Below are 25,622 nucleotides of genomic sequence, written 5' to 3' on the forward strand. Positions count from 1 at the left end.
GCTGGGCGGTGGCGAGGTCCAGGGTCAAGATCGGTTCTCCATAAGACGTTGAACGGGTGGCCGGTCATGCCCGGAAGGGCGGCATGCCGACAATCTTCGGACTTTTATAGCCGACGCGCGGCGGCAAGGCAACCGGTCGCCGCGCGCCGGCGGGCGGGCGCCATGCCTCAAGCGTGCCGCCGCGGCTCGAACGGCCGCTGCTCGATGTCGCCGCCGCGCGCAACGATCGCCGTGCTTTCCGGAATCTCCTCCCACGCGCCGCGCAGGTCGACGAGCGGCTCGGACAGCACCATGAACGCGTCGTCGCCCGCTTCGGCGATGCGCGGGTTGTGCGGATACAGTTCGTGCAGGTGCCGGAACGACGTGCTGTGGTACAGCGAACGCGATTGCCGCTCGCTCGAGTAGCGGACCGCGATGATCTGCTCGCCGTCGGTCACGCAGACCGTCATGTTGAGCGGCAGGTCCACGCGGTGCCGCGCGGCGATGTCCTCGACGACGCCGGCCATCCGCTCGAGCGCCGGCAGCGGCGTCTGTTCGAGGCCGAACGTCAGCGCGAGGCGGAACATCAGCTCCGAATCGGTCGACCCTTCGATCGTCGGGAACAGCCCCGGATCGATCTTCATCGCGAGGTCGCGGCGCAGCTTCGGCAGATCGCGGATCAGGCCGTTGTGCGCGAACAGCCACCGGCCGTGCCGGAATGGATGACAGTTGGTTTCCTGCACCGGCGTGTCGGTCGCCGCACGGATGTGCGCGATGAACATCCGCGAGCGGATCGCACGCGCGGCCTCGCGCAGGTTGCGATCGTTCCACGCGGGATGCACCGAGCGGTAACGGAATGGAAGTTCGTCCGGGTGGCCGTACCAGCCGATACCGAAACCGTCGCCGTTGGTGGTCGTCGCGCCCAGTTCCGAATGCAGGCTCTGGTCGATCAGCGAATGCTTCGCGCGGAACAGGACGGTCTCGAGGTGGATCGGGTTGCCCGTATAGGCGAGCCAGCGGCACATGGGGCGCTCCTTCTCGGCGGGTCGTCCGAGCATGGTAGCCGAGTTCGCCGCAGCCGGGTTCACCGCGGCGGCGGGTGGCCGCCCGCACATGCCCCGGCGCGCCGGACGAGGCCGGGCGCCGGGGCGTCGAGGTGCAAGCGCGGTTGCGGGCTCAGTCGCCCATCGCGTCCATCACGCGCGCCGAATAGACGAGTGCGGCGCCCGCGTTCAGCGCGACCGCCACGCCGAGCGCTTCCGCCACTTCCTCCTTCGTCGCGCCGTGTTTGGCGGCCTCGGCCGTATGGACGGCGATACAGCCGTCGCAGCGCGTCGTGACCGCGACGGCGAGCGCGATCAGCTCGCGCGTCTTCGCGTCGAGATGGCCGGTCTTCGCGCCGGCGCCGGACAGCGCCTTGTAGCCGGCGAGCGTATCGGGCGACAACTTCGCCAGATCGCCGATGCGCGTCGAGAGTTCCTTGCGATATTCGTTCCAGTTCAACATGGCTCGTCCTTTTTTCACGGGTAGGTGACCGCGGCGGGTGCCGCGTGCTGCGGAGATGCACGGCTATTCTGAGCGCCAGCGGTGATGGTTTCGATACGCTAAAGTGTCAATTTTTAGCGCGAGCGTCTCATGGATGCGCTGAGTCAACTGCTGCTGCTGGGCCGCAGCCATGTCGAGCTGGACGTGCGCTGCCTGCTCGACGGCCCGTTCGCGATGACGCACGACGTGCTGCCGGCCGGCGAGGCCGCGTTCCACCTGCTGCTGGCCGGGCAATGCCGTCTGCGCACGGCGGACGGTCGCGCGCTGCGGCTCGTCGAAGGCGATTTCGTGCTGCTGCCCGCGGGCGACGCGCACGAGATCCACGATGCGACGGCCGCGCCGGCTGTCGCCATGCCGATGCGCGAGCTTGCCGCGGCCGGCGGCGCGGTGCTGCCGGTCAAATGCAATACCGACACGCCGGACGGCGCGAGCGTGGATCTGCTGTGCGGGCGCTTCGTGTACGAGCGCGGCGCGGGCGAGTTGCTGATGCGCGCGCTGCCGGGCCTGCTGCACGTCGGGCTGGGCGAGCCGTCCGGGCTCGCATCGCTGCAGATGCTCACGGGGGTGCTGCGCGCCGAGGCGTCGAATCTGCAGCCGGGCGCCCGTGCGATCGTCAACGCGCTTGGCCAGGCGTTGCTCGCGTATGCGCTGCGCGCGTACGGCCGTGATACGCAGGTGCCTTCCGGCTGGCTCGCGCTCGCCGCCGATGCGCGGCTCGGGCCGTCGATCCAGGCGGTGATGCAGGCGCCCGCGCAGCCGTGGACGGTCGCGTCGCTCGGCGACGTGTCGGCGATGTCGCGCGCGACCTACGCGCGACATTTCCGAGAGAAGGCGGGGATGAGCGTCGGCGCGTTCGTCACGCAGATCCGGATGATGCACGCGTGCGCGCTGCTGCGGGACACGCGCCGCGGGCAGGCGGAGATCGGCCAGGCGGTCGGCTACCAGTCGGAAGCAGCGTTCGGCAAGGCGTTTCGCGAGGTGTTCGGCACGACGCCGGGGCGCTGGCGGCGCGCGCATCGCGGCGAGTGAACGCGCCGGCGGCGTATCGATTCGGACGACAGACGGCCGGTTCGTCGCGGGCTGTCGATCCGGTCATTTCATGTGACAAAACTGCTACCATGCTCGCGATTCATTTCAACAAGAAAGAGAGGGCAACACCATGAACCAGACCACTATCCAGCAGCCGTCGTTCGCGTTCGTCGCGGCCTCGTGGGCGGCATTGCTCGCGGGCTTCGCCGCGTTTCTCGTCGGGCTCTGGAACGCGGGCATGCAGCTCAACGAAAAGGGCTACTACTTCACCGTGCTGGTGTTCGGCCTGTATGCGGCAATCTCGCTGCAGAAGAGCGTGCGCGATCGCGCCGAAGGCATTCCGGTCACCGGCATCTACTATGGGCTGAGCTGGTTCGCACTGCTGCTCTCGATCGCGCTTCTGATCGTCGGCCTGTTCAACGCGACGCTGCAGCTCAGCGAGAAGGGCTTTTACGCGATGTCGTTCGTGCTCGCGCTGTTCGGCGCGGTCACCGTGCAGAAGAACACGCGCGACCTGCAAGGCGCGAAGCCGCGGCTCGGCGACATCGATCCGGCGCAGCCGACGCAGGAATGAACGCAGGGCGGGCACTGCCCGCCTGTCGTCGACCGTTTCAATTACATCGGAATCCTCGCTATTGCCTGACATCGGCAGAGCGGGATGTGCCGGATAGCGCGCAATACCCGACGGGCGGGCCGTGACGATGCGTCGCGCTGCGCGACCGGCCCCACCGCCGGCCGGATCGGCATCGACTGCATGGTCCCCGGTGCGACGTCGCGCTCAGAGATCGCTGCGCTTTTCCGACGCAAGCGTGAATTGGAGCAGGTCCTGCGCGTTCAAATGCGCCTGATTGGCAAGGCCGGCGTGCCGCCGTACTTCATCCAGTTGCGAATCGTGGTTGTCGCGCGCGTCGCGCTGAAGCGCGGACTGGGCTGCGCTGGCATGAGCGCGGGCACGCGTCGCATGTTCGCGCGCTTTCGTGGCGCGCTCCCGAACCAGCTGCTTTCTGGACAGCGTGCTCGGAAGGTCAACCGCGCGCTCGCCGGCCGCATGCGCTGATCCGGTCGAGGCCATTCGTTCGAGCTCGGTGGCGCAGGCATCCGCGGCACGCGCGTTCAGCGTGGCGAACCGGACCGCCTCCTGCGCGGTTTTGCGCACCGCATCGTGCGGACGACGAAGCGGACGATCGCCGCGCGCCGACGCCGGTCCCTTATACCAAGCCCGCATCAGGCGGGGCGATGCGATGGCGAGCAGGATTACCGTACCGGCGACGCTGATCAGAATGGTCATCGACATTGCGTGCTTGCGGCGAGTGAAGTGGGGGCGGGCGCAATCGACAGGCGATCTAGGTGACGCAAGCCGGTCCGATCGCGCGTTCCCGCCTGAGCCGAATTTTCCGGTGCGCGTCGCGCTGTTGATCCGCGACACGCCCGGACACGATCACGCGGACGCGTCGATCAGGAACTGTTCCCGACTTTGCCCGTTGATCCACAGGGGTTCGCGACCTCGGCCGCTCCACGTCGCCCCGGTCTGCGGGTCGCGGTACTTCGGCGGAACCGGGCCGCGCTTTGCGCGCCGGCGCGGCCTGCGTGGCCGATCGCCGAACAGGTCCCTGGGCGTCAGGTCGTACAGCGCGATCGCGTCCCTGATCCTCGACACGGCGGCGCTTTTTTCTTCCAGCCGGACTGACTCGGCTTGTGCTTGAAGCATTTCTATTTGTGCCTGGAGCTCTCGATAGGTCGTCACGATATTCTCATTACGGTGTCATCGACCCGGCAGCGCTCCCGATCGGATCGCTGCCGGGGCGCTGTCGAATCTGGAATGCAAAACATGTCGGACGCAGCATCCGGAACATCGTCGAAACCGGATGCGCGACGGATGCCGCGTCGCATCGTTGCTTGGCCGCCGGCTTCATCCGGATTGCGGCGCTTCAACAGGATTGCAGCGGGCGCCCCTGTCCGGGCGACCCTGGCCGGCCGGGCGCCCCTGTCGTGCGAGGGTCGAGCCGCTCTTCGCACGGGGCGGGTGTTTCGATTGCAGGAACCGTTGGCAATACGGCCGGCATGGCGGCCAATCGACAAATCGATGGACCAATGCCGAATTTCGCTCCCATGTCGGAATGCGGAAATCAATCTGCCCGATTGCGGGCCGGTGTTGCAAGAATGCAATGCCTGTCTTAACAGGGTTAATATGGATGAAGCGATGACCATTTAAAACTGGCAAATATGACAGGGAAGTTGTTGCTTTTCGGTTTGGCGCGCGTTGACGTCGCCTGTCGACAGCGCCGCCGACCCCTTGCGCCGGATTGGCATGCAGTAGTCGGAAAGCCGGCTTTATTTACTTTTAGGATGCGACATTGCGCGCTCGCAAGTATTGGCGAGCGCCGCTTCGAGCCGGTTGTCAGGGGCTGAATGGAAACGGCTACGGTATCATGGTGAAGTTGGCGACGTAACTGGCAATTAAGCCTTCGCGCATTTAAACAATCGCACTAAATTTATCGAAAAATAAAACGCTGAAATCGAAAATTCAAAGACATGAACTCGCTATCCAATCAAGGCACCCTGGAGCTCGGCAAGCAATCCAAGTACGAGTCGATTTACAACCCGGAAAAGCTTTATGCGATTCCGCGCACGATCAAGCGCGAGGAGATCGGCATCACGGATACGCTGCCGTTTTTCGGCGTCGACGTATGGAATCACTACGAGGTGTCGTGGCTCACGCCCCGCGGCGTGCCGCGCGTCGCGATTGCGACGATCGTCGTGCCGTGCACGTCGCCGAACGTGATCGAATCGAAATCGATGAAGCTGTACTTCAACACGTTCAACAACACGTCGTTCGAGAGCCGCGAGGAAGTCGAGCGCATCGCTGCGAACGATCTGTCGCGCTGCGCCGGCGCGCCCGTGTCGGTCACGCTCGAATCGCTCGAGTACGCCGCCGCCCTGCAGATCGGCGCGCCGGTCGGCGCCTCGATCGACGAGCAGGACATCGACATCGCGCAGTTCAGCGTCGACCGGCAACTGCTCGCGACGCATGACGAGCACGTCAGCGAAACGCTCTATTCGAACCTGTTGAAATCGAACTGTCTCGTGACCGGCCAGCCCGACTGGGGGACCGTGTCGATCGAATACGAAGGGCGCCGCATCGACCGCGACGCGCTGCTCCGGTATGTCGTGTCGTTCCGCAATCACGAGGAATTCCACGAGCAATGCGTCGAGCGGATCTTCAAGGACATCCAGGATCAATGCGCGCCGGCCCGCCTGACCGTGTCGGCCCGCTATACGCGCCGGGGTGGCCTCGACATCAATCCGGTGCGCAGCAGCGCGCCCGTTCAGGACGTCCCGAATACGCGCCTGATCCGACAATGACTTCGCACCGCGAGCCGATCATGGAATTCGCATCTCACGAAATCGAAGCCGTCATCGAGCCGTCGCTCGAGAGCGATGCGCTGCAGGTCCTGGTGCGGGTGCGCGATTCGGGCACCACGTTCAAGATGTCGCCGCGCGAGCTGAACACGAAGGCGTGGCTCGACAAGTTCTCGCGCGAGGACGTGGCGCACATCGGCTTTCTCAACGCAGCCACGTATTCGGACCAGCCCATCCCGCTCGCGTACTTCCCGACGCGCAAGCATCAGCTGACGCCCGCCGTCCTGCTGCTTGCGCTTCTTTACGCCGGCTTCCTGATGCTGTCGAACGTGACGGGCGCGCGCGTCATCGCGGTCACGCTCGACGGCGTCACCTTCGGCATTCCGGCCGCGCTGATCGCGTTTCCGATGACCTATGCGTTCAGCACGATCATCACGGAGGTGTACGGATATCGGGTCAGCCGGATGGTGATCTGGGGCGGCCTCGCCGTGAACCTGATGTTCATCATCGGGACCTGGCTCCTGTCGCTGCCGCCGGGCTTGCCCAGCTGGGAGGCGCAGAACCCGACGCTCGCCGCGGCCTATCCGGCGCTCGCGCTGGAGTTCGCGCGGACGTTCGTCGCGTCGACCGTGGCCTACTTCTGCGGCGAGTTCATCAACACGACCTTTCTCGCCAAGCTCAAGATCGCGAGCGCGGGCCGCCATCTGTGGGCGCGCATCGTTTCGAGCACCGGCGTCGCGATCGTGATCGACAGCACGCTGTTCTGCCTGATCCTGTTCTGGGGCCGGCTGCCGAACGATGTCGTGCTGACGATGATCGGCGTTCAGATCGCGGTCAAGGTGACCTACGAGCTCGTGCTGCTGCCGGTCGTCACGACGGCTTCCAGGCGGCTCAAGGAAATGGACCAGATCGACTACTACGACTATCACACGAGCTTCAATCCGTTCTCGTTCAAGGATTGACCAGGCGCGACTCGGTGACGACGCCGAGCACCACGATGCCCGCCCGGAACGCGTTGATCATGTCTGCCGGCGAAGGGGCGAGGCCTTTGAGCCAGACCGCTTCGCCGTCCTTGGTAACGCGGCGCAGCGTCGGCTCGCCGCCGTCGATCGCGGCGACGACGACCTGTGCGTCGCGAAACGCGACGCCAGGCTCCACGATCACGATCGAGCCTTCGCGGAACCGCGGCGCCATCGACGGCTTCGTGCGCGCGGCGAACGTGCCCGGCCTGCGCGGCGTGTCGACGGTCAGCCAGCGCGTGTTGCGCGCGACGTCGTAGACGCCGCGCGAATAGCCGAGCATCTCGTCCCATCCGAGAATCGGAATCGGATAGACCCGCTCGCTCTGGAGCAGATACCCGACGGTCGATCCGAGCGCATCGGCGATCGCCATGACGGTGCTGATGCGCGGGTCTTCGGTCGCCATCGACAGCACGCGGCTCAGCGTCGCGGGCGAGACGCCGGTCTTGCGGGCCAGGTCGGCGTCGCTGAGGCCTTGCTGCTGCATCAGCGCTCGTATTCTCGCGACCATCAGGACCAGCCGCTGGCTCATTTCCATAGTGCGTTCCTGCCTCTCCCGGCGCGCTTGAGTCATTTTAGAGACGGACCGGGGCGCCGCGTGGGACGGGGCTCAAAAGGAGTGATCCTACCCTAACAAATTTGTAATGTGCGAGGGCGATCGCCAAGGCCGCCCTTCAAGATTGAAAAGGCCCAAAAACCGGGGAGGTCGGCCAATGCAAGTGCCGAGCTCGCCGGAAGACAGGGGCAATCTTGTCGATGGGTCAGGCGACCGGAAGGTTGCCGACGCGCGGCGGGCAACGCATCAGGACGCGGTCCGGGCCAGCGGCCCGAATCACGCACTGGGCATATCCGTTGGCCGGCGCGAAGTGGGCGAAAAACGGATCGAGCAAGCGACTGCAGGCGTACAGGCTGACGGTGTCGAGCACCGCTGTCTCGATCGTTACGCTGACCTCGATACCGCGCACGAACGTCGGCATCGGCGGAACGGACATCCATTGCATGACGGACTTGTGCGAGACGTCCACGATCGCATCGACCAGCGTGAGCGATCCCGTGGCTTCGGGAAGCAGCAGGCGCAGCAGGTCTTTCAGTGCGTCGGCGTTTGGCGATTGCAACGTCAGGATGTGTGGCGACAGACCGGTGACCAGCCGCCACAGCGAGCCTTGGGGCATCGATCCGGCGCGCGCGGGCGTCGGTGGGCGCAACAGCGAGACCCGGCCGGGCAAATTCTCCGTCTCGTTACACAGGTCGCCGTCGACGGCGCCGATTCGCAGCATCGTCGGATAGTTGCCGTTGGTACAGGTCAGCCTGACCAGAAGCTGGCCTGCGGCTTGCGGGACCGGTTGTCCGTCGAGATCGACGAGCGTGATGCCTGCGGACTGCCATGCTTCGCTTCCTTCCACGAATTCGCGTCGAGCCGCCAGCCAGAAGAGGGGGGCTGCCGTTATTCCCTGGCCGTGCACGAAACCCCGGTAGCGGGGAACCGGCTTGCCGCTGGTCGCCTCCGGCGAGACATCGTTCGTTAGCCGTACCGACTCGATGGACCGCGCGGTGACATCCCGCATGTTCAGCACCTGCGGCATGACGGTGTAGGTCGTTGCCTCTGGCTTGAGGGCGATGGGCGTCGCGTCACGACTGAACAGGTTCACGACCGGGGTGCAGCCGAGCCGCAGGTGATCGACGCCGAGGGTATCGAGTTGTTGGCGAGCCAGCGAGCCGTCCGGCATGTCGACGACGGGCAGGTGCAACGTCAGGCGCCGGCCAGGTTCCGCCGCGCGAACCAGGGCCGCCATGTCGAGATCGACGAAGGAAAATTTATCCGGGAATGCGAAATATTCGCGCAGCAGACGCCAGGACGGGTTGGCCAGGTTGTCGAAGCCTGGCACGAGCGCCTCGTGTGTGTCGTAACCGGCAGCCGTCAGCGGGATTCGCGCGAGCGCCTTCCAGCGTCGGCTGTGCTCGCCTTGGACGAAAGCCTTGGGCGCATGCAACAGGAGCGCATCCGTCACGGCCGCGACCATCGCCGGCGCGCCGTGGAGATGGATTCGGAGCCGATCGGGCACGATGGTGCGAAAGTCTGCTTCGTCCGTCAGCGACGCAAACGTGATCGACACCAGCGCCGAGGTGTTTCGCGGCAGCGTCGCCTGCGGCGAGGTCGCTGCCGCAGGCGTAACGTCGACCGCTTCGACGATGATCGGCGCGAGCGTGACGTCATAGCTGGTTCGAAATCGGCAGGTGCCGGCCCGGTCCTCGAGTTCGGTGCCGTGCGGCACCGTGACCGGCACGGTCATTTGACCGGCGGTGGCGGCGGCGTCGAATTGCGCGATCGAACAGGATGGAATGACGCGAAGCTGTTCCGGAAAGAGGGTGTCGATCAGCGCCTCGGCGAGCTCGGGATAGTCGTCGCCGAGTCTCTTGCCGATCCGGGCGCCGAGCAATGCGAAGGACTGCAGCAGCCGTCCCAGGTGAGGATCGTCGATCTCGCCGTCCGTGAGGCCCAGGCGAGCGGCAATCTTCGGAAAACGCGCGGCAAAATCGTGCGCGGAGCGGCGTAACAGTGCCAGCTCGCGTTCGTAATGGGGTAGCAGCTCGTCCATCCGCTATCAGGTCAACGCTGGCGGAGCGGCGGCTCCCATTCATGGGGCAACGAGTCCGGATCGAGCCAGCGCAGTTGCCGGATCGCCCGGTAGATGATGATCAGGCACGGCACCTTGACGACCGCAAACACGAACATCACGAAGGCCAGGTCCTGGTCGATGGGCGTCCGCCCGGCGTTCAGGTAGAACGCCAGAGCCAGCAGCGGCAGGTAAAGCGCCATGGCGGCAAAGGACAGCCGGCGAAACAGGCGTACGGCCCAGAGTTTGCCGCTACCGATGCCGATGCTGACGGTCAGCATGATGATCGTCAACACGGCCCACGCCGGCACGATCATGTCGTCGTAATGGATGCCCTTCAACGACGCGGTGCCTTCGACGAGTTCCGCAAAGGTCAGGCCGACGCCGAGAAAGAAGGCGCCCCCCGCGATTACCGCGAGTCGCGGTGCGCCGGGCGGGCGGTTACCGGGGCGCTCCGCCGGTGCGGACTGCCCGTCGACCGATGTAGCGGCGTTGTGATCGGGGGGCGTCATTGCGCGTACTCCGGGTGATGGCTGACGCCGACTTGAAATTGCAGCACGGTCGACGGATTGCCGACCTGATTCGAACGGCCAACGTGTTGAGGGGCAAGCGCGTGCGCCGGGTGGTCGGAATTGCGCTGCGTCGATTCGGTCATCCGGTCGGTCAGCCATTCGACGCCGTGCGTGAACGGATCCGGCGGGGAGATGCCGTACACGCTGGTGCCGTATATCGTCGCCAAATAGGCGGGCGCCTCGATGGTTCGCAGCAGCATCAATTCGCGGCTGGCCGCGGCGAGCTTCTGTTGCGCCGTACGGACGTTGCCGGCGAGGCCACGCGCTTGTTCTCGCATCTGGTTGGCTTGCTGGCGCGTCAGCAGCCGATCGGGATTGTCGGCACTGGCGCGACTGAGCTTGTCGATCGCGTTGCGCTTGTCGACAAGGCGGTTGGTCGCTTGCATCACTTCTTCGGCGGCCTCGCCAACTTCGCGCGAAGCCTTGGGCAAGGAGGCAAGGGTGCGTGCTCCGCTGACCGCGAAATCCGGCAGGGCCATGATCGGGCCGACCGTCTCCACCAGTTTGTAGTGCCACGTTTCCTTGAGTTGTTTCTTGCGCACCTCGTCGCCCCGGAGGTCGTACCGCAGCATCCTGCCGTCTTCGATCAGCAGGAGAACCGCGGCCGCACCCGCCACGATGCCCAGTACGGGGGCGAGTGCGACACCGCCCGCCATGATGGCGGCCACCGAGACCACGCCGGCGAGCACGCCGAAGGTGTCGCCCACCACGGCTGCCGCGTCAAATGCGGTCTGGTGGGCGCTGATGAAGTCACCGGCTCTTGCACGGGCCTTTGCCAATCCCTGGCCGAGCGCTGCGCTCCGGTTCGATGGCGCATCGAGTCGCTGTGTCCATGCCTGCGCCAACTGGTTGATCGTCTGTGGACTGGCGTTGCTGAGCGGATCGGCGGCGGCGACAGGCAGGCGCGACGAGGAAACGATGAGGTTGATCGCGTCGCCGTCGGCATCCGGAACGGACGGTTTCAATCGGATCGCGGCCAGGCCGTCGAAGAAAATCACGCCGGCCTTGGGGCCGAGTACCCGGTCGGCGAATTTCGATAGATGAAACTCGGCGTCGGACCGGTGGCAGTACGGCTCCCATAACGCGACGGATTTCGACATGGCGGCGAATTGATAATCCTGAATGGATAATCTGGAAAATCGGGCCCGATCTTTTGACGTAATTCATTGGTCGACGTCAATATAATCCGCCTGCATGGCAATGGCTAGACATGTCGAATGCAGGATGACGAAACGGCATGCTGGAAGGGAAGGGAATCGTTATTTTCTTGTCAGCCGGCAGGAAGAATTCCAGTATTGATTGCGTTGCGGTTTCGGATCGAATTTAAAGCAGTCGAATATATGATGGATTCCCTTGTCGACGGTGTCGATTGGCTATTATTTTCCATCCGAACGCCGTGAAAAATGAGCGAGCAAGGTGTTCCGAGCAGGCAAAAATGCAACTGTCGGAGATTGCGGGGTTTCTGAACCTGCAAAGCAGCCGTCAACGAAGATGGCGCGCTGGCTCAACCCGCTGACGGAGGGGCACGAGCAAACGCTGCGTAGGAGGGGGATGCTGAAAAGAAAAAGGGCTTAGCATTGCTGCTAAGCCCTTTCCGTACATCTTGGTAGGCCGTGCGTGACTCGAACACGCGACCAACGGATTAAAAGTCCGCTGCTCTACCAACTGAGCTAACGACCCAAAGAAGAAAATTATAGCTGTGGGTTGCGAACCTGTCAACAACCCCCGGGCATCATTATTTGATGGTCTGCAGCTTGCCTTGTGCCGTCTGCGCCGCGCTCGTCCCGTTGTACTGCGAAACGACCTGTTCGAAGGTTTTCTTCGCCGCCGCCTTCTGGCCTTGCTCGAGCTGGTTCGTGCCGATCGCGACGAGCGCGTCGGCCGCACGCGGATGCTGCGGGAACTTGCTCACGATGCCCTGCCACGTCGCCGTCGAGCCGCGATAGTCGCGCAGCGCGTACTGCGCATTGCCGAGCCAGTACTGCGCGCTCGGCTGGTAGGGGCTCTGCGGATACTTCGCGATGAAGCTGCGGAACGACGCGGAGGCAGCCTTGAAGTTGCCGTCGCGGAACTGCTGCTGCGCCGCATTGAACGCATCCGTCTCGCCCGGCTGCACGGTGCCTTCGACGCCGTCGACCGTCTTTTGCTCGGGCTCGAACTTCTTGAGCCGCGTATCGAGATCGGTGTAGTACTCCTTCTGCTGACGTTCCAGCGTCGTGAGGCGGTTCGTCAGATCCTCGTTCTCGCCGCGCAGCGTCGCGACCTGCTGGTTCAGCTGGTCGAGGCGGGCGGTCTGATCGAGGATCGTGCGTTGCGCGGCCGCGAGCTGGCTCGCAAGATTGTCGCTCTTGCTGCGCAGATCGAGCACGGCGCGACGCGCCTCGTTGTCGTCGAACATGCCGGCGTGCGCCGGCGCGGCCGACCACGCCGCGCCGACGACGCAGAGGGCTGCGGCCACGCGCAGCCAGGATTCACGGTGCGTCATACAGCGAACCTTCCGTTACTTACTGTTGGTAGACGAGGTCCGAGCGGCGGTTCTGCGCCCACGATGCCTCGTCGTGACCCGTCGCCTGCGGCTTTTCCTTGCCAAGGCTCACGGCTTCCATTTGCGAATCGGCGACGCCGAGCAGGGCCATCGCGCGGCGGACGGCTTCCGCACGCTTCTGGCCCAGCGCGAGGTTGTACTCGCTCGTGCCGCGTTCGTCGGTATTGCCCTGGATCAGCACGTGACGCTGCGGATGGCTCTTCAGGTACTGCGCGTGCTGCTGCATCAGCGGCTGATACTCATCCTTCACCGAGTAGCTGTCGAAATCGAAGTAGATGCTGCGCTTCGCGAGCGGGCTGTTCGGGTCGTTCAGCGGATCGACCGTCACTTGCGCGACGTTCTCGGGGTTCGGCTGGGTGCTTATCGCACCGGCGTTGGCCTTGTCGTCGAGCTTCACGCCCGACTTACATGCTGCCAGCGCGCCGACCATCATCACGGCCAGGGCCAGACGAACTTTTTTCGACATCATGGTTACTCTCCTTTGGGTCATTGCATGAAGGGTCCCCACGACGGCTCGCGTACGGAGCCGCCCTGGACGGACAGAATCTGCGGCGGCGCACTGCCGTCGGATGGGACAGCGGCCAGCACATTGCGGCCACCCGACTGGGTGGCGTACAGGAGGTACTGGCCGTTCGCCGCGAAGCTCGGCGACTCGTCATGACTGGTATTCGTGATCGCGTTCGCCGCGCCCGTCTGCAGATCCTGAACGTACAGCTTGAAGCCCCCGCCCGTGCGGGAGATGTAAGCAAGCAGCTTGCCGTCCGGGCTGATGCGCGGACTCGTGTTGTAGCTGCCGGTGAAGGTCACGCGCTGGGCCGCACCGGCGCTTTCGCCCTGGGCGGGCATCCGGTAGATTTGCGGCGCGCCGCCGCGGTCGCTCGTGAAATAGATCCAGCGGCCGTCCGGAGAGTAGAACGGCTCGGTGTCGATCGAGTTGCTCTGGGTCAGCCGGCGCAGGCCGCCGCCGTTCGCGTTGACCGAGTAAATCTGCGTGTTGCCCGTCAGCGACAGCGCGACCGACAGCGTCTGGCTGTCCGGCGACCACGCCGGCGCGCTGTTGTTGCCCTTCTGGTCGGAAACGATGTAGCGGCGGCCGGTCGGCAGGTCGTGGATGTAGACGATCGGCTTCTTGCGCTCGAACGACACGTACGCGACCTTGGTGCCGCTCGGGGACCACGACGGCGAGATGATCGGCTCGGTGCTCGACAGTGCGATGCGCGGGTTCTGGCCGTCCGAGTCGGAGATCTGCAGCTGGTAGCGGTTGCCGGACTTGATCACGTACGACAGGCGCGTCGCGAACACGCCGCGCGTGCCGAGCAGCTTCTGGTAGATGTAGTCGGCGATCTTGTGGCCGGCCGTGCGCAGCGTGCCGTCGTTCGCCGTCAGCGACAGGCCGCCGAGGCTTTGCTGCTTGACGGTGTCGTACAGGACGAAGTTGACCTTGTACTGACCGTTCGCCTCGCGGTTCACGCTGCCGGCGACGAACGCATTCGCGCCCTTGGCCTTCCATGCGCCGAGGTCGACCGAGGCGGTCTCGGGCACCGGCGTGCTGCCGGCGTCGATATTGGTGAATTTGCCGCTGCGGGCGAGGTCCGCGCGGACGATCGACGTGACCTGCTGCGGCAGGCCCGCCTCATTCGCGAAATTCGCGGTGGCGATGGGGAACTGGGTCGAACCGACGCCGGTGATCAGCACGTTGACCTGCGCGTTAGCGGCGCTGCCCGCCGCAATCAGACACGAGGCCACGAGTGCCCTGAAACCTAGGTTCGTCATCAAACTCATGCTTCTTGCTTCCCGTATGACTTGTATCGCTGCGCAACCGCACAGACTGTAAAAATACCCGATTCGTTCCCGTCTTACAGCGACGGCGGGAGTGTAAGCGCATTTCCGTTCACTCCGCCGCCTTGAAGGTAATCGTAATGTCCGATGGAGTACGACCGTTAGAATCGGGCGGCAACGGGACCGACGCCTGGATCGCACTGACCACGGCCTGATCCCACCCCGAATTTCCGCTCGAACGGCGGATCGATACGCTCAATACGTCGCCCGACGGCGTGCAACGGATCGCGACGACGGTCGTCAGGCTGTCGCGCTCGCCGCCCCAGACGATGTGCGGCTTGACGCGGCGCCGCACCTTGTCCGGATAGCCCGGGGTGGCGGCGTTGCCGCCGGAGCCCGTGCCGGTGCCGCTCTTCGCGAGACCTTCGCCACCGCCTTCGCCGCCGCCCGCCAGCCCTTGCATCTGCGCGAGGCGCACACGCCGCTCCTGGTCGAGCTTCGCCTTCGACGCCGCGTCGGCTTTCGCGCGGGCCGACGCTTCAGCCTTCGCCTTGGCCGCGGCTTCGGCTTTCGCCTTCGCGGCCTGCTGCTGCGCTTCGAGCTTCGCCTGCTTCTGCTGCTCGAGCTTCTGCTGTTCCAGTTTCTGCTGCTCGGCGAGCTGCTTCTGCTTGAGCTTTTCAGCCTGCTTCTGCTTTTCCTGCTCGGCGGCCTTCTGCTCGGCGAGCGCGGCGGCCTGCCGGGCCGCAAGCTGCGCGCGTTTGGCCTGCTCTTCCTGTTCCGCCTTGAGCTGCTGCGCGCGGCGCTGCTGTTCGAGCAGCGCTTCGCGTGCGGCGGCTTCCTGCTGACGCTTTTTGTGCTGCAGCGCGATGTCCGCTTCCTCGTTCTTCACCGGGGGAGGGGGCGGCGCGAGGCGGACGGGCGGCGTCGGGACCGGCTGCGGCGCCTGCATGTCGGGCACCGTTGTCCACAGCTCGGCCTCGGCGCCGGCCGGCGTGCTGTTCTGCCATTGCACGCCGTGATACAGGAACAGCGCGAGCAGCACGTGCATCAACGCCGCGAGCGCGAATGCGCGCCACGTGCCGCGCTCGCGCGGCGGCATCGGCGGGTAGGCGGTGCTGCGCGGGGGGTGCCGTTTCATTATTGCGATTTGACGAGGAGGCCGACGCGCTTGACGCCGCGCGCCTTCAGATCCGACATCACGGTCATCACTGCATCGTACTGCACGGTCTTGTCGGCCGCGATCACGACCGGCTGGTCAGGATGATCCGCCTGACGGGCGGCGATGAAGCTGTCGAGCTCGGCCTTCGTCATCGTGTCTTCCTGCGTCGCGCCGGATGCGCCCTTGTACTTGACGCTCATCGTGCGGTCGGCCTTGATGTTGACAACGACCGGGGGCGTCTGCTCCTGCGGGGCGGCGTTGCCGACGGTCGGCAGGTTGATGATCGACGGCGCGACGAGCGGCGCGGTGACCATGAAGATCACGAGCAGCACGAGCATCACGTCGATGTACGGCACGACGTTGATGTCGGCCATCGCGCGGCGCGAGCGGCCGCCGCGCATGCTGGATCGGATGGGAGTTCCGGCCATGTCGCGCTCCTTACTGGGCCTGACGCTGCAGGATGTTCGAGAACTCTTCGATGAAGGTCTCGAAGCGGATCGCGATGCGGTCGATGTCGTGCGCGTAGCGGTTGTAGGCGACGACGGCCGGAATCGCGGCGAACAGGCCGATCGCGGTGGCGACGAGCGCTTCGGCGATGCCCGGTGCGACGTTCGCGAGCGTCGCCTGCTGGACGTTCGCGAGGCCGCGGAACGAGTTCATGATCCCCCAGACCGTGCCGAACAGACCGATGTACGGGCTGACCGAGCCGACCGACGCGAGGAACGCCAGGTTCGCTTCGAGCACGTCCATCTCGCGCTGGAACGACGCGCGCATCGCGCGCCGCGCGCCGTCGAGGACGAGACCCGGGTCGCTGATGCGCTTTTCCTTTGCCTTCAGGAACTCGCGCATCCCCGATTCGAAGATCCGCTCGAGCGCGCCGATCGTGTGGCGGTTGTTCGCCGCGCTCTGATACAAGGCCTGCAGGTCGCCGCCCGACCAGAAATCCCGTTCGAAACGCTCAGTCTGCGCGCGTGCGCGGCGGATCGCGAACCACTTGCGGAAGATGAAGGTCCACGACATCAGCGACAGCAGCAGCAGCAGCCCCATCACGGCCTGGGCCAGCACGCTCGCATTGAGGACGAGGGAAATGATCGACAGGTCTTGAGAAGTGTTCATAGAGGTTTGAGTAACGTCCCTTCGGGGGCGCCCGGCTAAGGAGCCCGGCTAGGCGTGCCCGGCCGAGATTGCCCGGCGTGGGCGCGGCGCAGCGCGCCGGGATGCCGAACCTTGCTTAGTATCGATTCAGGAAGGCAAGTTCATAGGCTTTGTCTAAACGGGGCTCACGCGAGCCGCGTTGACAACACAGTGTGCCCGGCGTCGATGACGGGCCCGCGTTGCAGCGTGTCGAGCACCGCCGGCGGGATTGCCGCGGGGCGGATGCCGGTGCGGTCGACGCAACCGATGCGGATCTGCCCGGCGACCAGCAGCGTGTCGCCACGCCACGCTTCCTGCATGAATTCCACCGACGCGCGGCCGATCCGTCCGGGCCGGCTCGTGATCGCGAGCATATCGTCGAGCCGCGCCGGCGCGCGATAGTCGAGCGCCGTGCTGCGGACGATGAAGATCGCGCCGGTTTCGTCGGCGAGGCGCCGCTGGTCTATGCCGCAGGCGCGCAGCCACTCGGTGCGCGCGCGCTCGAAGAATTTCAGGTAGTTGGCATAGAAGACGATGCCGCCTGCGTCGGTATCCTCGTAATACACGCGAACCGGCCAGGTGAAGCCGGAAGGCGCTTCCGGGGGGCGGGTAGGCTGAGTCATGGCGCGCATTTTACCGGAAGCGGGGAGGCCGCTTCGCAACCGATTCGTAACGGAATGTTCCGGGCCGCGAGCCGGCCGCCGGGGCGGCTCGCGGCGGGCCGTCAGCCGCGATGGACGGTCAGGCCGGCCGGCGCCTGGGCGACCGGCATCATCTCGATCGTGTTGATGTTCACGTGCGCGGGACGCGTCGCGATCCAGTAGATCGTGTCGGCGATGTCCTCCGCCGTGAGCGGCTGGACGTTCGCGTACACGCCGGCCGCCTTCGCGTCGTCGCCGCGGAAGCGGACGTTCGAGAATTCGGTGCCGCCGCACAGCCCCGGCTCGATGTCGGTGACGCGCAGCGGCGTGCCGATCAGGTCGGCGCGCAGGTTCAGGCTGAATTGTCTGACGAACGCCTTGGTGGCGCCGTACACGTTGCCGCCCGGGTACGGGTAGGTGCCGGCCACCGAGCCGAGGTTGAAGATATGGCCGCGGCCGCGCGCGATCATGCCCGGCAGCAGCGCGTGCGTGACCGTCACGAGGCCCGAGCAGTTGGTGTCGATCATCGTCTGCCACTCGTCGAGGCTCGCCTTGTGGGCAGGCTCGACGCCGAGTGCGAGGCCGGCGTTGTTGACGAGCACGTCGAGCGCGGCGAACTCGGCGGGAAGCGATGCCGGCACGGCTTCGACGGCGGCGCGGTCGCGCACGTCGAGCTCGAGCGGCAGCAGTGCGTCGCCGAGCTCGGCCGCGAGCGCGTCGAGACGATCCTTGCGGCGCGCGGTCGCGACGACGCGGTGGCCGCCCGTGACGAAGGCACGGGCGATGGCGGCGCCGAAGCCGGCGGACGCGCCTGTGACGAACACGATCATTGCTGCTCCTGGTCGGTAGGGTAGCGGGTGGGGAACCTGCAAGCGTACTGAGATTGCCGCACCGCGGCAAGGCGCAAAGCTCAGTCGGCGCGGGCGGCGGAACTCTGTCCCCGTTTGTTTGCGGCGGTCGCCGCGCGGTTGCCTATTCATGACGCATCCAATAAACTAACGCGCTCATCACCCCTGCGTGACTGGCGATAGAACCCTCGGGTTCAAGGTGGAGCATCCCACCGTGAAGCGCAGGGCGCCGTTTTTGCCGTTCGCCTGGGCAGCCGTTGTGCGCCGTCGCGTGCATCGCCGGTGGCTGTCCCTGCCTCGCGTCATACGGATTCTTCCGCCACGTCGAGCTGGTGCCGCCAGCAGCGCAATGTACTCGGCCACCCCGGTCAACCTGTACACACTTAACGGAAACCGTATGTTTGACAGAGCCCAAAGCACCATTGCGAACGTCGATCCCGAAGTCTTTGCAGCGATCGAGCAGGAAAACCGCCGCCAGGAAGATCACATCGAGCTGATCGCGTCGGAAAACTACACGAGCCCGGCCGTGATGGCCGCGCAGGGCTCGCAACTCACGAACAAGTACGCCGAAGGGTATCCGGGCAAGCGCTACTACGGCGGCTGCGAATACGTCGACATCGTCGAGCAGCTCGCGATCGACCGCGTGAAGGAACTGTTCGGCGCCGAAGCCGCGAACGTGCAGCCGAACTCGGGTTCGCAGGCGAACCAGGGCGTGTTCTTCGCGATGCTCAAGCCGGGCGACACGATCATGGGCATGAGCCTCGCGCACGGCGGCCACCTGACGCACGGCTCGCCCGTGAACATGTCGGGCAAGTGGTTCAACGTCGTCAGCTACGGCCTGAACGAAAGCGAAGACATCGACTACGAAGCGGCCGAGCAGCTTGCGCAGGAGCACAAGCCGAAGCTGATCGTCGCGGGCGCGTCGGCGTTCGCGCTGAAAATCGACTTCGAGCGTCTCGCGAAGATCGCGAAGTCGGTCGGCGCGTACCTGATGGTCGACATGGCGCACTACGCGGGCCTGATTGCCGCGGGCGTCTACCCGAACCCGGTGCCGCACGCCGATTTCGTCACGACCACGACCCACAAGAGCCTGCGCGGCCCGCGCGGCGGCGTGATCCTGATGAAGGCCGAGTACGAGAAGCAGATCAACTCGGCGATCTTCCCGGGCATCCAGGGTGGCCCGCTGATGCACGTGATCGCCGCGAAGGCGGTCGCGTTCAAGGAAGCGCTGTCGCCGGACTTCAAGGCATACCAGCAGAAGGTGGTCGAGAACGCGCGCGTGCTGGCCGAGACGCTGGTCAAGCGCGGCCTGCGCATCGTGTCGGGCCGCACCGAAAGCCACGTGATGCTGGTCGACCTGCGTGCGAAGAACATCACCGGCAAGGCAGCGGAAGCCGCGCTCGGCGCCGCGCACATCACGGTCAACAAGAACGCCATCCCGAACGATCCGGAAAAGCCGTTCGTGACGAGCGGCGTGCGTCTCGGCTCGCCGGCGATGACGACGCGCGGTTTCGGCACGGCCGAAGCTGAGCTGGTCGGCAACCTGATCGCCGACGTGCTCGACACCCCGGAAGATGCAGCGACGATCGAGCGCGTGCGCGCGCAAGTGGCCGAGCTGACCAAGCGTTTCCCGGTCTATCGCTGATCGCTCATGCGCTGCCCGTTCTGCCGGAGCGACGACACGCAGGTGGTAGATTCGCGCGTGTCCGAAGACGGCGCCGCGATTCGCCGGCGCCGCCGCTGCTCGGCCTGCGACAAGCGCTTCACGACATACGAGCGGGTCGAGCTGGCCCTGCCGTCCGTCGTGAAGAAGGACGGCAGCCGCACGGAATTCGACCGTCGCAAGATCGTCGCCAGCATGCAACTCGCGCTGCGCAAGCGGCCGGTTGCGGCTGACGCGATCGACGCGGCGGTCGCCCGCATCGAATATCAGCTGCTCGCGACAGGCGAGCGCGAAGTGCGTAGCGAGAAGCTCGGCGAACTCGTGATGAACGAGTTGCGTGGCCTCGATACGATTGCCTATGTACGTTTCGCATCGGTGTATCGCCGGTTCGAAGACGTGTCTGAATTTGCCGACGTGATCGAAGAGTTCCGTCGCGCCTCTCCGGCTGCCAAGCCCCCGCGTAAGCGCTGACGCGCTGCTCCGTTTCATCGCATTTCCTCCGGGTCGTTCATGCTGCGCCGATTGTGGCGCGGCGTGGCCGCGCGCCGCCAGCTGGCCGTTCGGCAGATGGTGCGCATGCGTGCGCGCCGCTACAGTCGTCGCATGACGTTGGCGGAGGACGGCGATGTGGCGCAGCGGAGCAGTGTGGAGGATGAACCGGCGGGCGGGAGGATTCACGCTCGTCGAACTGATGGTCGTGGTCGCGGTGCTGGCCGGGCTCGGCCTGTTTGCGGCGCCTTCGTTCGAGCAGTGGCGGATGCGCGAGCGGGTCGACGCCCGCTCGCGTGCGTTGCTCGGCGCGCTGTCGTTCGCGCGGGCCGAAGCGGCGCGCCTCGGCGTGCGCGTCACGCTGTGCCGGGCCGGGAATGACGGCGCCTGCGTGCGTCCCGGCGAGCGCTGCGATGGCGGCGAATGGTCATGCGGCTGGCTCGTGAGCGGACATTTCGACGAGCGCTCGCAGGTGCTGCGGCGGTATCCGCGCGATCCTGACGTGATCGTCGCGGGCGTCGCGCACGAGCTGGCCTTTGCGCCGCCGGCCGGTCAGGCGATCGGCGGCATCCGGCGGTTCGAGCTGCGCCCGCGCCGGGACGCGCCCGAGGTCGATGCGTCACGCGCGTCGCGTTGCGTGCGGATCGCGGCAGGCGGCCGGGCGCGCGTCGTCGCCGGTCGTTGCGAGGCGGCCTGATGAGCCCGCGGCGCACGATGCGCGGCGCGTCGCTGATCGAGGCGACGGTGGCGGTTGCGCTGCTCGCCGTCATGATGCTCGCGGTGGCCGGCGGCCAATTCGCGATGGCGCATGCGCAGCGCACGACGATCTGGCGCGAACGCGCACTGTGGCTGGCCGATGCACGCATCGAAAGCGCGCGCGCGGCACCCGGCGCGGACGCGGGCCTCGCGGCGCTGGCCGTCGCGTCGTTGCCGGATGGCGCGATGACGATCGATGGCGGGCCGGGTGGCGCGCGGCTCGCGACCGCCGGCTGGCGCGACGGCGATGCTGCGGGATGCGAAGCGGTCGGCCGATCGGCGCGTCCGCCGTCATGCGTGCGGATCCCGTTCCGAGAGGTGCCGGCCGATGCGCATTGATCGCCGCGCTCGTGCGCATACGCTCCTCGAATTGCTCATTGCGATGTCGGTCGGCATGCTTGTGCTCGCGGCAGTCGGCGTGCTGTATCACGCGCAGCGTGTCGGGCAACGCCGGGCTGAAGACGCGTTTCGCATGCGCGACGCCGCAAGCACCGCATTGACGCTGATCGGCCAGCAGATCCAGATGGCGGGCTTTCAGCCGCTCGACCTCTCGACGTCGCCGCTGCCGCCGCTGTTCGGGTGCGCATCGGCGCGCGTGCGCGGCGATGATGCACAGGTGCGCTGCGACCCGACCCCCGCGTCGTCCGATGCGGTGCTGGTTCGATATGTCGGCGACGCAGTGTCGACATGGCCGACGGCGAATGGCCAGGTATCGGATTGCCTGGGGCAGGGCGTCGGCGTGCCGGCGGACCGTCCGCTCGTGTCGAACCGCTTCGACGCCCACGTCAGCCCGACGACGGGCGAGTCCGAACTGTATTGCGAAGGGAATGGACGCCTGGGGACCGCGCAGCCGGTCGTATCGGAAATCGACCAGTTGCGCCTGCGTTACCTGCGACGTGGCGAGACGCGGTTCGTCGATGCCCGCGCGATGCGCGCGGACGACTGGCGCGACGTGATTGCCGTGCATGTCTGCGTGCGGGCGCGGGGCGAACCGATGCGGGAGCGCGTCAGTCATGTCGATTGCGACGGCCATGCCGCCTTCGCGCCGGATCGCCGCGCGCGGCTGACGCTGCATCGCGTCGTGGCGTTGAGGAATGCGGCGGCCGAGCGCGACGAGGGCCAGCGCGGCACGAGGCGCGCATCCGGAACATCGCGTTGAGCCGGGCCGGGCAAGAAGCGACGGCGCACACGTCCCCCGTGCGCGTTCGCCGCGAGGCAGGGATCGCACTGCCGGCGGTGGTCGCGGTCGGTGCGGCCATTGCGGCGCTGACGGGCACGTGGTTCGAATCCGCATTGACGGAGGCCCGCCGCACGCGCACGCTGTCGGACCGCCTGATCGCGTTTCACGCGGCCGATGCCGCGCTTGCCGCGTGTGTCGAGCGTTTGCGGCAGGGCTCGGCGCCGTACCTGAGCGCGGGCTTGTCGCATGCCGAGCCTGACGCATGGCAGCGAATGCCCGCGCTGGACATCCCCGAAGCGTTCGCGCCGTTCGCTGGATGGCCGGTGGCCGTGCAGCCGCCGCGATGCCTGATCGAGGCGTGGCACATCGCGCGGCCCGCCGACGGTCTTGCGTACCTCGTCACCGCGCGTGGCGTCGGGACGCATGCGTCCAGCGCCGTCTGGCTGCAGATGCAGGTCGTGATGCGCGACGGACGGATCGTTGCGCAGCGTTGGCGTCGCGTCGCGGCGCAGCCTCGATGAGCATGGAGGCACACATGCGCCGTTCGGCCGGATTCACGTTGCTCGAATTGATGATTGTGCTGGCGATCATCGCGGTGCTGGCGGGCGTGGCGGTTCCGTCATACCGTCGACAGTCTGCGCAAGCGCATCGCACGTCGGCGGTGACCGCGCTTTACCGCGCGGCGCAGTATCTCGAGACGCTCGACGGCGCCCCGCCGCCCACATTGCCGGACGCACTCGCGCATGCGCCGCCGGACGGGCGGGCCGTCTATCGGCTGGCGATCCGGCGCCCGGACGATGGCGCATTCGTGTCCTATGAACTCGACGCGCGTCCGCTCGACGAGGGGCCGATGCGTGACGACCGCTGCGGGTCGTTCACGTTGCGCTCGGACGGGACGAAAGGCAATGTGCTGCCGGACGGCGCGCACGAATGGGAGCCGGTGTGCTGGGGCGTGCGATGACGTAACACGCATGTCGTTACGCATGACGCCATGCATCGGCTCGCGATGCTGCAAGCCGTGCGTCAATCGTTGTCGGCCGTCTCGCCGTTGTTCTCGCTGCGCGATTGTTTGAAGAACCGGTAGATTTCCCAGGCGGCAAAGCCGAGCGAACCCCACTTCAGCACCGGGCTCGCGCTTGCGCGCAGCAGCGAGCGCACGGGTTTCGCGAGCACCAGCGACGCCAGCGAACTCAGCATCGGATACTGGTTGACGAGGTTGCCGATGCTCGTGTTGAGGTTCTTTGCGGACTGCCCGAGCGAGCCACCCGTGAGTCCGGGGACCAGCAGCTTGAGCCAGCGGAAGCGGGTGACGGCCTGCCGTATTTCCGCGCCGGCCTCCGCGAGCTCCAAGCGCTCGACTTCGGAGCGCAGGATCAGCAACTCCTTGCGGATCGCGCGGTTCTGGGCGGCATTCAGGCGCGATTGCGACGAAGCAGGGCGGTGTCGGTTGCCTGTGGCGGGATAGCTCATGGCGCGTCGGCGAAGTGGATGAAAGAAACGAACGCGTGCGCGCTCACGACTTGCCGCGGAACAGTTCGCGGTCTTTCTCGAGTTCGGCCAGCGTGGCTTCGAACACGATCGGCGCGTCGCGCAGGCTCGCGCGCGCCTTCAGCGCGCAGGCGGCGCCCGCGATCGCGTACAGCGCGGTGATCACCGCGAGCGATTGCCAGCGATAGGTATCCCAGAACGCGATCGCGACGAGCACGGTCAGGCTGATGAGGGCCATCGTCGCCAGCATCATCGCGGCGAGCCCGAGGAACAGCACGCCCATCAGGCGCTCCTTCTCCTCGGCGAGCTCGATGCCCGCGAGTTCGAGGCGCGTTTGCAGCAGTCCGATCACGGAGCCGATGAGGCGGCGCAACGGGCCCTGGCCGGATGACTGCGAGGTGGTGTCTGTCGTCATGAATGATGTGCTTGGCGCGTGCAGAAAGCGGCTAAGGCAAAGCCGACCGGCGTGTCGCCAGTCTCGGCTTTGGCGCCCGCGAGCCGCGTCAGGCGGCCCGCTGGGCGGTGTGGCGCTGGCCGCGCGTTACTTGCGGTTGACCAGCAGGCCGATCAGCACGCCGACGCCGGCCGCGATGCCGATCGACGTCCACGGGTGCTCATGCACATAGTCGTCGGTCGCGCGCGCGGCTTTCTTGCCTTTCTCGACCACGACGACCTGGACGTCGGTTGCCTTTTCCTTGGCCTGCTTCAGGCGCGACATTGCTTTCTCGCGCAGCTCGGCCGCACGGTCGCCCGTGCTGCTCGCGGCTTGCTTGAGCAGGTCTTCGGCGTCCGCGAGAACGGTTTTGATATCCGACATCAGTTTCTCCTTGTTGATTTCCGACATTGCAACTCCCTTCATGCTGTCATGCTGCAGGTTCACATCGTAGCGAAACGCCTGCCCGCTGGCGAGCCGGGATGATGCGGCGCGGTGGCGCAAGACTGCATGGTAAACGACTTGTAATTTATGGAGAGAGCGGCAAACGGGCGGAAAAGTTTCCCGACACGGGCGCGCGCCGGACAAAAATGACAAAAATGTATGAATATCGAACGGAATAATCGTTCGCATGGCTGTCCGCTTCCCGTAAGCTACCCGACTGTCCCGCGCGGGTGCGCGGGGTTCACCACGCATCGTTCAAGGAGAGAACAACATGGGTCTGCGTCTTGGCGACATCGCGCCGGATTTCGAACAGGATTCGAGCCTCGGCCGCATCAAGTTCCACGAGTGGCTGGGTAACGGCTGGGGCGTGCTGTTTTCCCATCCGGCGGATTACACGCCGGTGTGCACGACGGAACTCGGGCTGACCTCGAAGCTGAAGGGTGAATTCGAGAAGCGCAACGTGAAGGTGATCGCGCTGTCGGTCGACAGCGTCGAGTCGCACCAGGGCTGGATCAACGACATCAACGACACGCAGGCGACGGTCGTCGGCTTCCCGATCATCGCGGACGCGGATCGCAAGGTCTCCGAGCTGTACGACATGATTCACCCGAACGCGAACGAGACGCTCACCGTGCGCTCGCTGTTCGTGATCGATCCGAACAAGAAGGTGCGGCTCATCATCACCTATCCGGCGAGCACCGGGCGCAACTTCGACGAAGTGCTGCGCGTGATCGACTCGCTGCAGCTGACCGACAACTACAAGGTCGCGACGCCCGGCAACTGGAAGGACGGCGACGACGTGGTGATCGTCCCGTCGCTGCAGGATCCGGAAGAGCTGAAGCAGCGCTTCCCGAAGGGCTTCAACGCGGTGCGTCCGTATCTGCGTCTCACGCCGCAACCGAACAAGTGAGCACGGCGCGCCGCCTCGCGCGGCGCGTGCTCGC

Annotated in this window: 31 protein-coding genes, 1 tRNA gene and 1 riboswitch; of the genes, 12 read left to right on the plus strand and 20 right to left on the minus strand. The window is 65.8% G+C overall.

Features of this window, described 5'->3' with window-relative positions; genetic code table 11:
* Nucleotides 1–167 precede the first annotated feature (167 nt).
* Complete coding sequence (locus B7P44_RS03925) at nt 168–1,004, minus strand: class II glutamine amidotransferase (protein ID WP_084900908.1); 837 nt, start codon at nt 1,002–1,004, stop codon at nt 168–170.
* 151 nt (nt 1,005–1,155) lie between these two features.
* Nucleotides 1,156–1,485 (minus strand): carboxymuconolactone decarboxylase family protein, encoded by a 330-nt coding sequence (locus tag B7P44_RS03930; RefSeq protein WP_084900911.1) that lies wholly within the window; start codon nt 1,483–1,485, stop codon nt 1,156–1,158.
* 129 nt (nt 1,486–1,614) lie between these two features.
* On the opposite strand from B7P44_RS03930, the gene B7P44_RS03935 reads away from it, so the two are divergent.
* Both B7P44_RS03935 and yiaA read left to right on the plus strand, forming a co-directional pair.
* Nucleotides 1,615–2,553: an AraC family transcriptional regulator gene (locus B7P44_RS03935; protein WP_084900913.1), complete on the plus strand. Its 939-nt coding sequence runs from the start codon at nt 1,615–1,617 to the stop codon at nt 2,551–2,553.
* Between the two features lie 130 nt (nt 2,554–2,683).
* Complete coding sequence (gene yiaA / locus B7P44_RS03940) at nt 2,684–3,127, plus strand: inner membrane protein YiaA (protein WP_084900916.1); 444 nt, start codon at nt 2,684–2,686, stop codon at nt 3,125–3,127.
* A 204-nt stretch (nt 3,128–3,331) separates the two neighbouring features.
* On the opposite strand, the gene B7P44_RS03945 is transcribed toward yiaA, so the two are convergent.
* Together B7P44_RS03945 and B7P44_RS03950 are read right to left on the minus strand one after the other, a co-directional pair.
* Nucleotides 3,332–3,841 (minus strand): cation:proton antiporter, encoded by a 510-nt coding sequence (locus B7P44_RS03945; RefSeq protein WP_084906384.1) that lies wholly within the window; start codon nt 3,839–3,841, stop codon nt 3,332–3,334.
* 150 nt (nt 3,842–3,991) lie between these two features.
* Nucleotides 3,992–4,297, minus strand: a complete 306-nt coding sequence (locus tag B7P44_RS03950) for an H-NS histone family protein (protein ID WP_084900919.1) — start codon at nt 4,295–4,297, stop codon at nt 3,992–3,994.
* Between the two features lie 788 nt (nt 4,298–5,085).
* Between B7P44_RS03950 and queF the strand changes: the two genes are divergently transcribed.
* On the plus strand, nt 5,086–5,916 hold the full coding sequence (gene queF / locus B7P44_RS03955; protein ID WP_084900922.1) for an NADPH-dependent 7-cyano-7-deazaguanine reductase QueF: 831 nt from the start codon (nt 5,086–5,088) through the stop codon (nt 5,914–5,916).
* A gap of 20 nt (nt 5,917–5,936) precedes the next feature.
* Complete coding sequence (locus tag B7P44_RS03960) at nt 5,937–6,875, plus strand: queuosine precursor transporter (protein ID WP_231716649.1); 939 nt, start codon at nt 5,937–5,939, stop codon at nt 6,873–6,875.
* Here the strand turns inward: B7P44_RS03960 and B7P44_RS03965 are convergent.
* The 13 genes from B7P44_RS03965 to B7P44_RS04025 form a co-directional block, all read right to left on the minus strand.
* A complete protein-coding gene (locus B7P44_RS03965; RefSeq protein WP_084900928.1) occupies nt 6,865–7,470 on the minus strand; it encodes a LexA family protein in 606 nt (201 codons plus the stop codon). The two genes, B7P44_RS03960 and B7P44_RS03965, sit on opposite strands and share 11 nt — an antisense overlap.
* A 223-nt stretch (nt 7,471–7,693) precedes the next feature.
* Nucleotides 7,694–9,529, minus strand: coding sequence for a type VI secretion system baseplate subunit TssF (gene tssF, locus B7P44_RS03970; protein ID WP_084900932.1), 1,836 nt, complete (start codon nt 9,527–9,529; stop codon nt 7,694–7,696).
* An 11-nt stretch (nt 9,530–9,540) separates the two neighbouring features.
* The gene (locus tag B7P44_RS37440; protein WP_231716650.1) at nt 9,541–10,059 is read right to left on the minus strand and encodes a hypothetical protein; all 519 of its coding nucleotides are present in this window, start codon (nt 10,057–10,059) and stop codon (nt 9,541–9,543) included.
* Nucleotides 10,056–11,219, minus strand: a complete 1,164-nt coding sequence (locus tag B7P44_RS03980) for a hypothetical protein (RefSeq protein ID WP_084900935.1) — start codon at nt 11,217–11,219, stop codon at nt 10,056–10,058. The genes B7P44_RS37440 and B7P44_RS03980 overlap by 4 nt, the downstream gene beginning before the upstream one ends.
* Nucleotides 11,220–11,723: 504 nt before the next feature.
* Nucleotides 11,724–11,799: transfer RNA gene (locus B7P44_RS03985), tRNA-Lys, on the minus strand.
* Nucleotides 11,800–11,854: 55 nt separating this feature from the next.
* Complete coding sequence (gene ybgF, locus B7P44_RS03990) at nt 11,855–12,604, minus strand: tol-pal system protein YbgF (protein WP_084900937.1); 750 nt, start codon at nt 12,602–12,604, stop codon at nt 11,855–11,857.
* A 19-nt stretch (nt 12,605–12,623) separates the two neighbouring features.
* Nucleotides 12,624–13,133: a peptidoglycan-associated lipoprotein Pal gene (gene pal, locus B7P44_RS03995; protein ID WP_084900940.1), complete on the minus strand. Its 510-nt coding sequence runs from the start codon at nt 13,131–13,133 to the stop codon at nt 12,624–12,626.
* Nucleotides 13,134–13,150: 17 nt separating this feature from the next.
* The gene (tolB, locus tag B7P44_RS04000; RefSeq protein ID WP_084900943.1) at nt 13,151–14,446 is read right to left on the minus strand and encodes a Tol-Pal system beta propeller repeat protein TolB; all 1,296 of its coding nucleotides are present in this window, start codon (nt 14,444–14,446) and stop codon (nt 13,151–13,153) included.
* A 109-nt stretch (nt 14,447–14,555) separates the two neighbouring features.
* Nucleotides 14,556–15,581, minus strand: a complete 1,026-nt coding sequence (gene tolA / locus B7P44_RS04005; protein ID WP_084900946.1) for a cell envelope integrity protein TolA — start codon at nt 15,579–15,581, stop codon at nt 14,556–14,558.
* Nucleotides 15,581–16,030 (minus strand): protein TolR, encoded by a 450-nt coding sequence (gene tolR / locus B7P44_RS04010; RefSeq protein ID WP_084900949.1) that lies wholly within the window; start codon nt 16,028–16,030, stop codon nt 15,581–15,583. Before tolR ends, tolA begins: the two co-directional genes overlap by 1 nt.
* A 10-nt stretch (nt 16,031–16,040) precedes the next feature.
* Nucleotides 16,041–16,718, minus strand: a complete 678-nt coding sequence (tolQ, locus tag B7P44_RS04015; protein ID WP_084900951.1) for a protein TolQ — start codon at nt 16,716–16,718, stop codon at nt 16,041–16,043.
* A 164-nt stretch (nt 16,719–16,882) separates the two neighbouring features.
* Nucleotides 16,883–17,368 (minus strand): tol-pal system-associated acyl-CoA thioesterase, encoded by a 486-nt coding sequence (ybgC, locus tag B7P44_RS04020; RefSeq protein ID WP_084900954.1) that lies wholly within the window; start codon nt 17,366–17,368, stop codon nt 16,883–16,885.
* 92 nt (nt 17,369–17,460) lie between these two features.
* Complete coding sequence (locus B7P44_RS04025) at nt 17,461–18,207, minus strand: SDR family NAD(P)-dependent oxidoreductase (RefSeq protein WP_084900957.1); 747 nt, start codon at nt 18,205–18,207, stop codon at nt 17,461–17,463.
* A gap of 177 nt (nt 18,208–18,384) precedes the next feature.
* A riboswitch (ZMP/ZTP riboswitch) is annotated at nt 18,385–18,484 on the plus strand.
* Nucleotides 18,485–18,622: 138 nt separating this feature from the next.
* Between B7P44_RS04025 and glyA the strand changes: the two genes are divergently transcribed.
* From glyA to B7P44_RS04065, 7 genes are all read left to right on the plus strand, one after another.
* On the plus strand, nt 18,623–19,870 hold the full coding sequence (gene glyA, locus B7P44_RS04035) for a serine hydroxymethyltransferase (RefSeq protein WP_084900960.1): 1,248 nt from the start codon (nt 18,623–18,625) through the stop codon (nt 19,868–19,870).
* Between the two features lie 6 nt (nt 19,871–19,876).
* Nucleotides 19,877–20,359 carry a transcriptional regulator NrdR gene (nrdR, locus tag B7P44_RS04040; RefSeq protein WP_084900961.1) on the plus strand — a complete coding sequence of 161 codons (483 nt, stop codon included), beginning with the start codon at nt 19,877–19,879 and terminating at the stop codon, nt 20,357–20,359.
* Between the two features lie 154 nt (nt 20,360–20,513).
* Nucleotides 20,514–21,074, plus strand: coding sequence for a GspH/FimT family pseudopilin (locus tag B7P44_RS04045; RefSeq protein ID WP_084900964.1), 561 nt, complete (start codon nt 20,514–20,516; stop codon nt 21,072–21,074).
* Nucleotides 21,074–21,472, plus strand: a complete 399-nt coding sequence (locus B7P44_RS04050) for a type IV pilus modification PilV family protein (RefSeq protein ID WP_084906390.1) — start codon at nt 21,074–21,076, stop codon at nt 21,470–21,472. The genes B7P44_RS04045 and B7P44_RS04050 overlap by 1 nt, the downstream gene beginning before the upstream one ends.
* Nucleotides 21,462–22,292: a PilW family protein gene (locus B7P44_RS04055; RefSeq protein WP_084900966.1), complete on the plus strand. Its 831-nt coding sequence runs from the start codon at nt 21,462–21,464 to the stop codon at nt 22,290–22,292. Before B7P44_RS04050 ends, B7P44_RS04055 begins: the two co-directional genes overlap by 11 nt.
* Nucleotides 22,293–22,330: 38 nt before the next feature.
* Nucleotides 22,331–22,834: a hypothetical protein gene (locus B7P44_RS04060; RefSeq protein ID WP_084906392.1), complete on the plus strand. Its 504-nt coding sequence runs from the start codon at nt 22,331–22,333 to the stop codon at nt 22,832–22,834.
* A gap of 14 nt (nt 22,835–22,848) precedes the next feature.
* Nucleotides 22,849–23,274, plus strand: coding sequence for a type IV pilin protein (locus tag B7P44_RS04065; RefSeq protein WP_084906388.1), 426 nt, complete (start codon nt 22,849–22,851; stop codon nt 23,272–23,274).
* 62 nt (nt 23,275–23,336) lie between these two features.
* Here the strand turns inward: B7P44_RS04065 and B7P44_RS04070 are convergent, their stop codons facing one another.
* The 3 genes from B7P44_RS04070 to B7P44_RS04080 form a co-directional block, all read right to left on the minus strand.
* The gene (locus tag B7P44_RS04070) at nt 23,337–23,783 is read right to left on the minus strand and encodes a DUF3318 domain-containing protein (RefSeq protein ID WP_084900969.1); all 447 of its coding nucleotides are present in this window, start codon (nt 23,781–23,783) and stop codon (nt 23,337–23,339) included.
* 43 nt (nt 23,784–23,826) lie between these two features.
* Entirely contained in the window at nt 23,827–24,216 is a 390-nt protein-coding gene (locus B7P44_RS04075; protein ID WP_084900972.1) for a phage holin family protein, read from the minus strand.
* Between the two features lie 126 nt (nt 24,217–24,342).
* Entirely contained in the window at nt 24,343–24,645 is a 303-nt protein-coding gene (locus B7P44_RS04080; RefSeq protein ID WP_010091502.1) for an ElaB/YgaM/YqjD family protein, read from the minus strand.
* A gap of 304 nt (nt 24,646–24,949) precedes the next feature.
* Here B7P44_RS04080 and B7P44_RS04085 point away from each other — a divergent pair, with 304 nt between their 5' ends.
* Nucleotides 24,950–25,588, plus strand: coding sequence for a peroxiredoxin (locus B7P44_RS04085; RefSeq protein WP_010091503.1), 639 nt, complete (start codon nt 24,950–24,952; stop codon nt 25,586–25,588).
* Nucleotides 25,589–25,622 lie beyond the last annotated feature (34 nt).

The organism is Burkholderia ubonensis subsp. mesacidophila (genome assembly GCF_002097715.1).
In the GTDB taxonomy this organism is placed as follows: Bacteria; Pseudomonadota; Gammaproteobacteria; order Burkholderiales; family Burkholderiaceae; genus Burkholderia; species Burkholderia mesacidophila.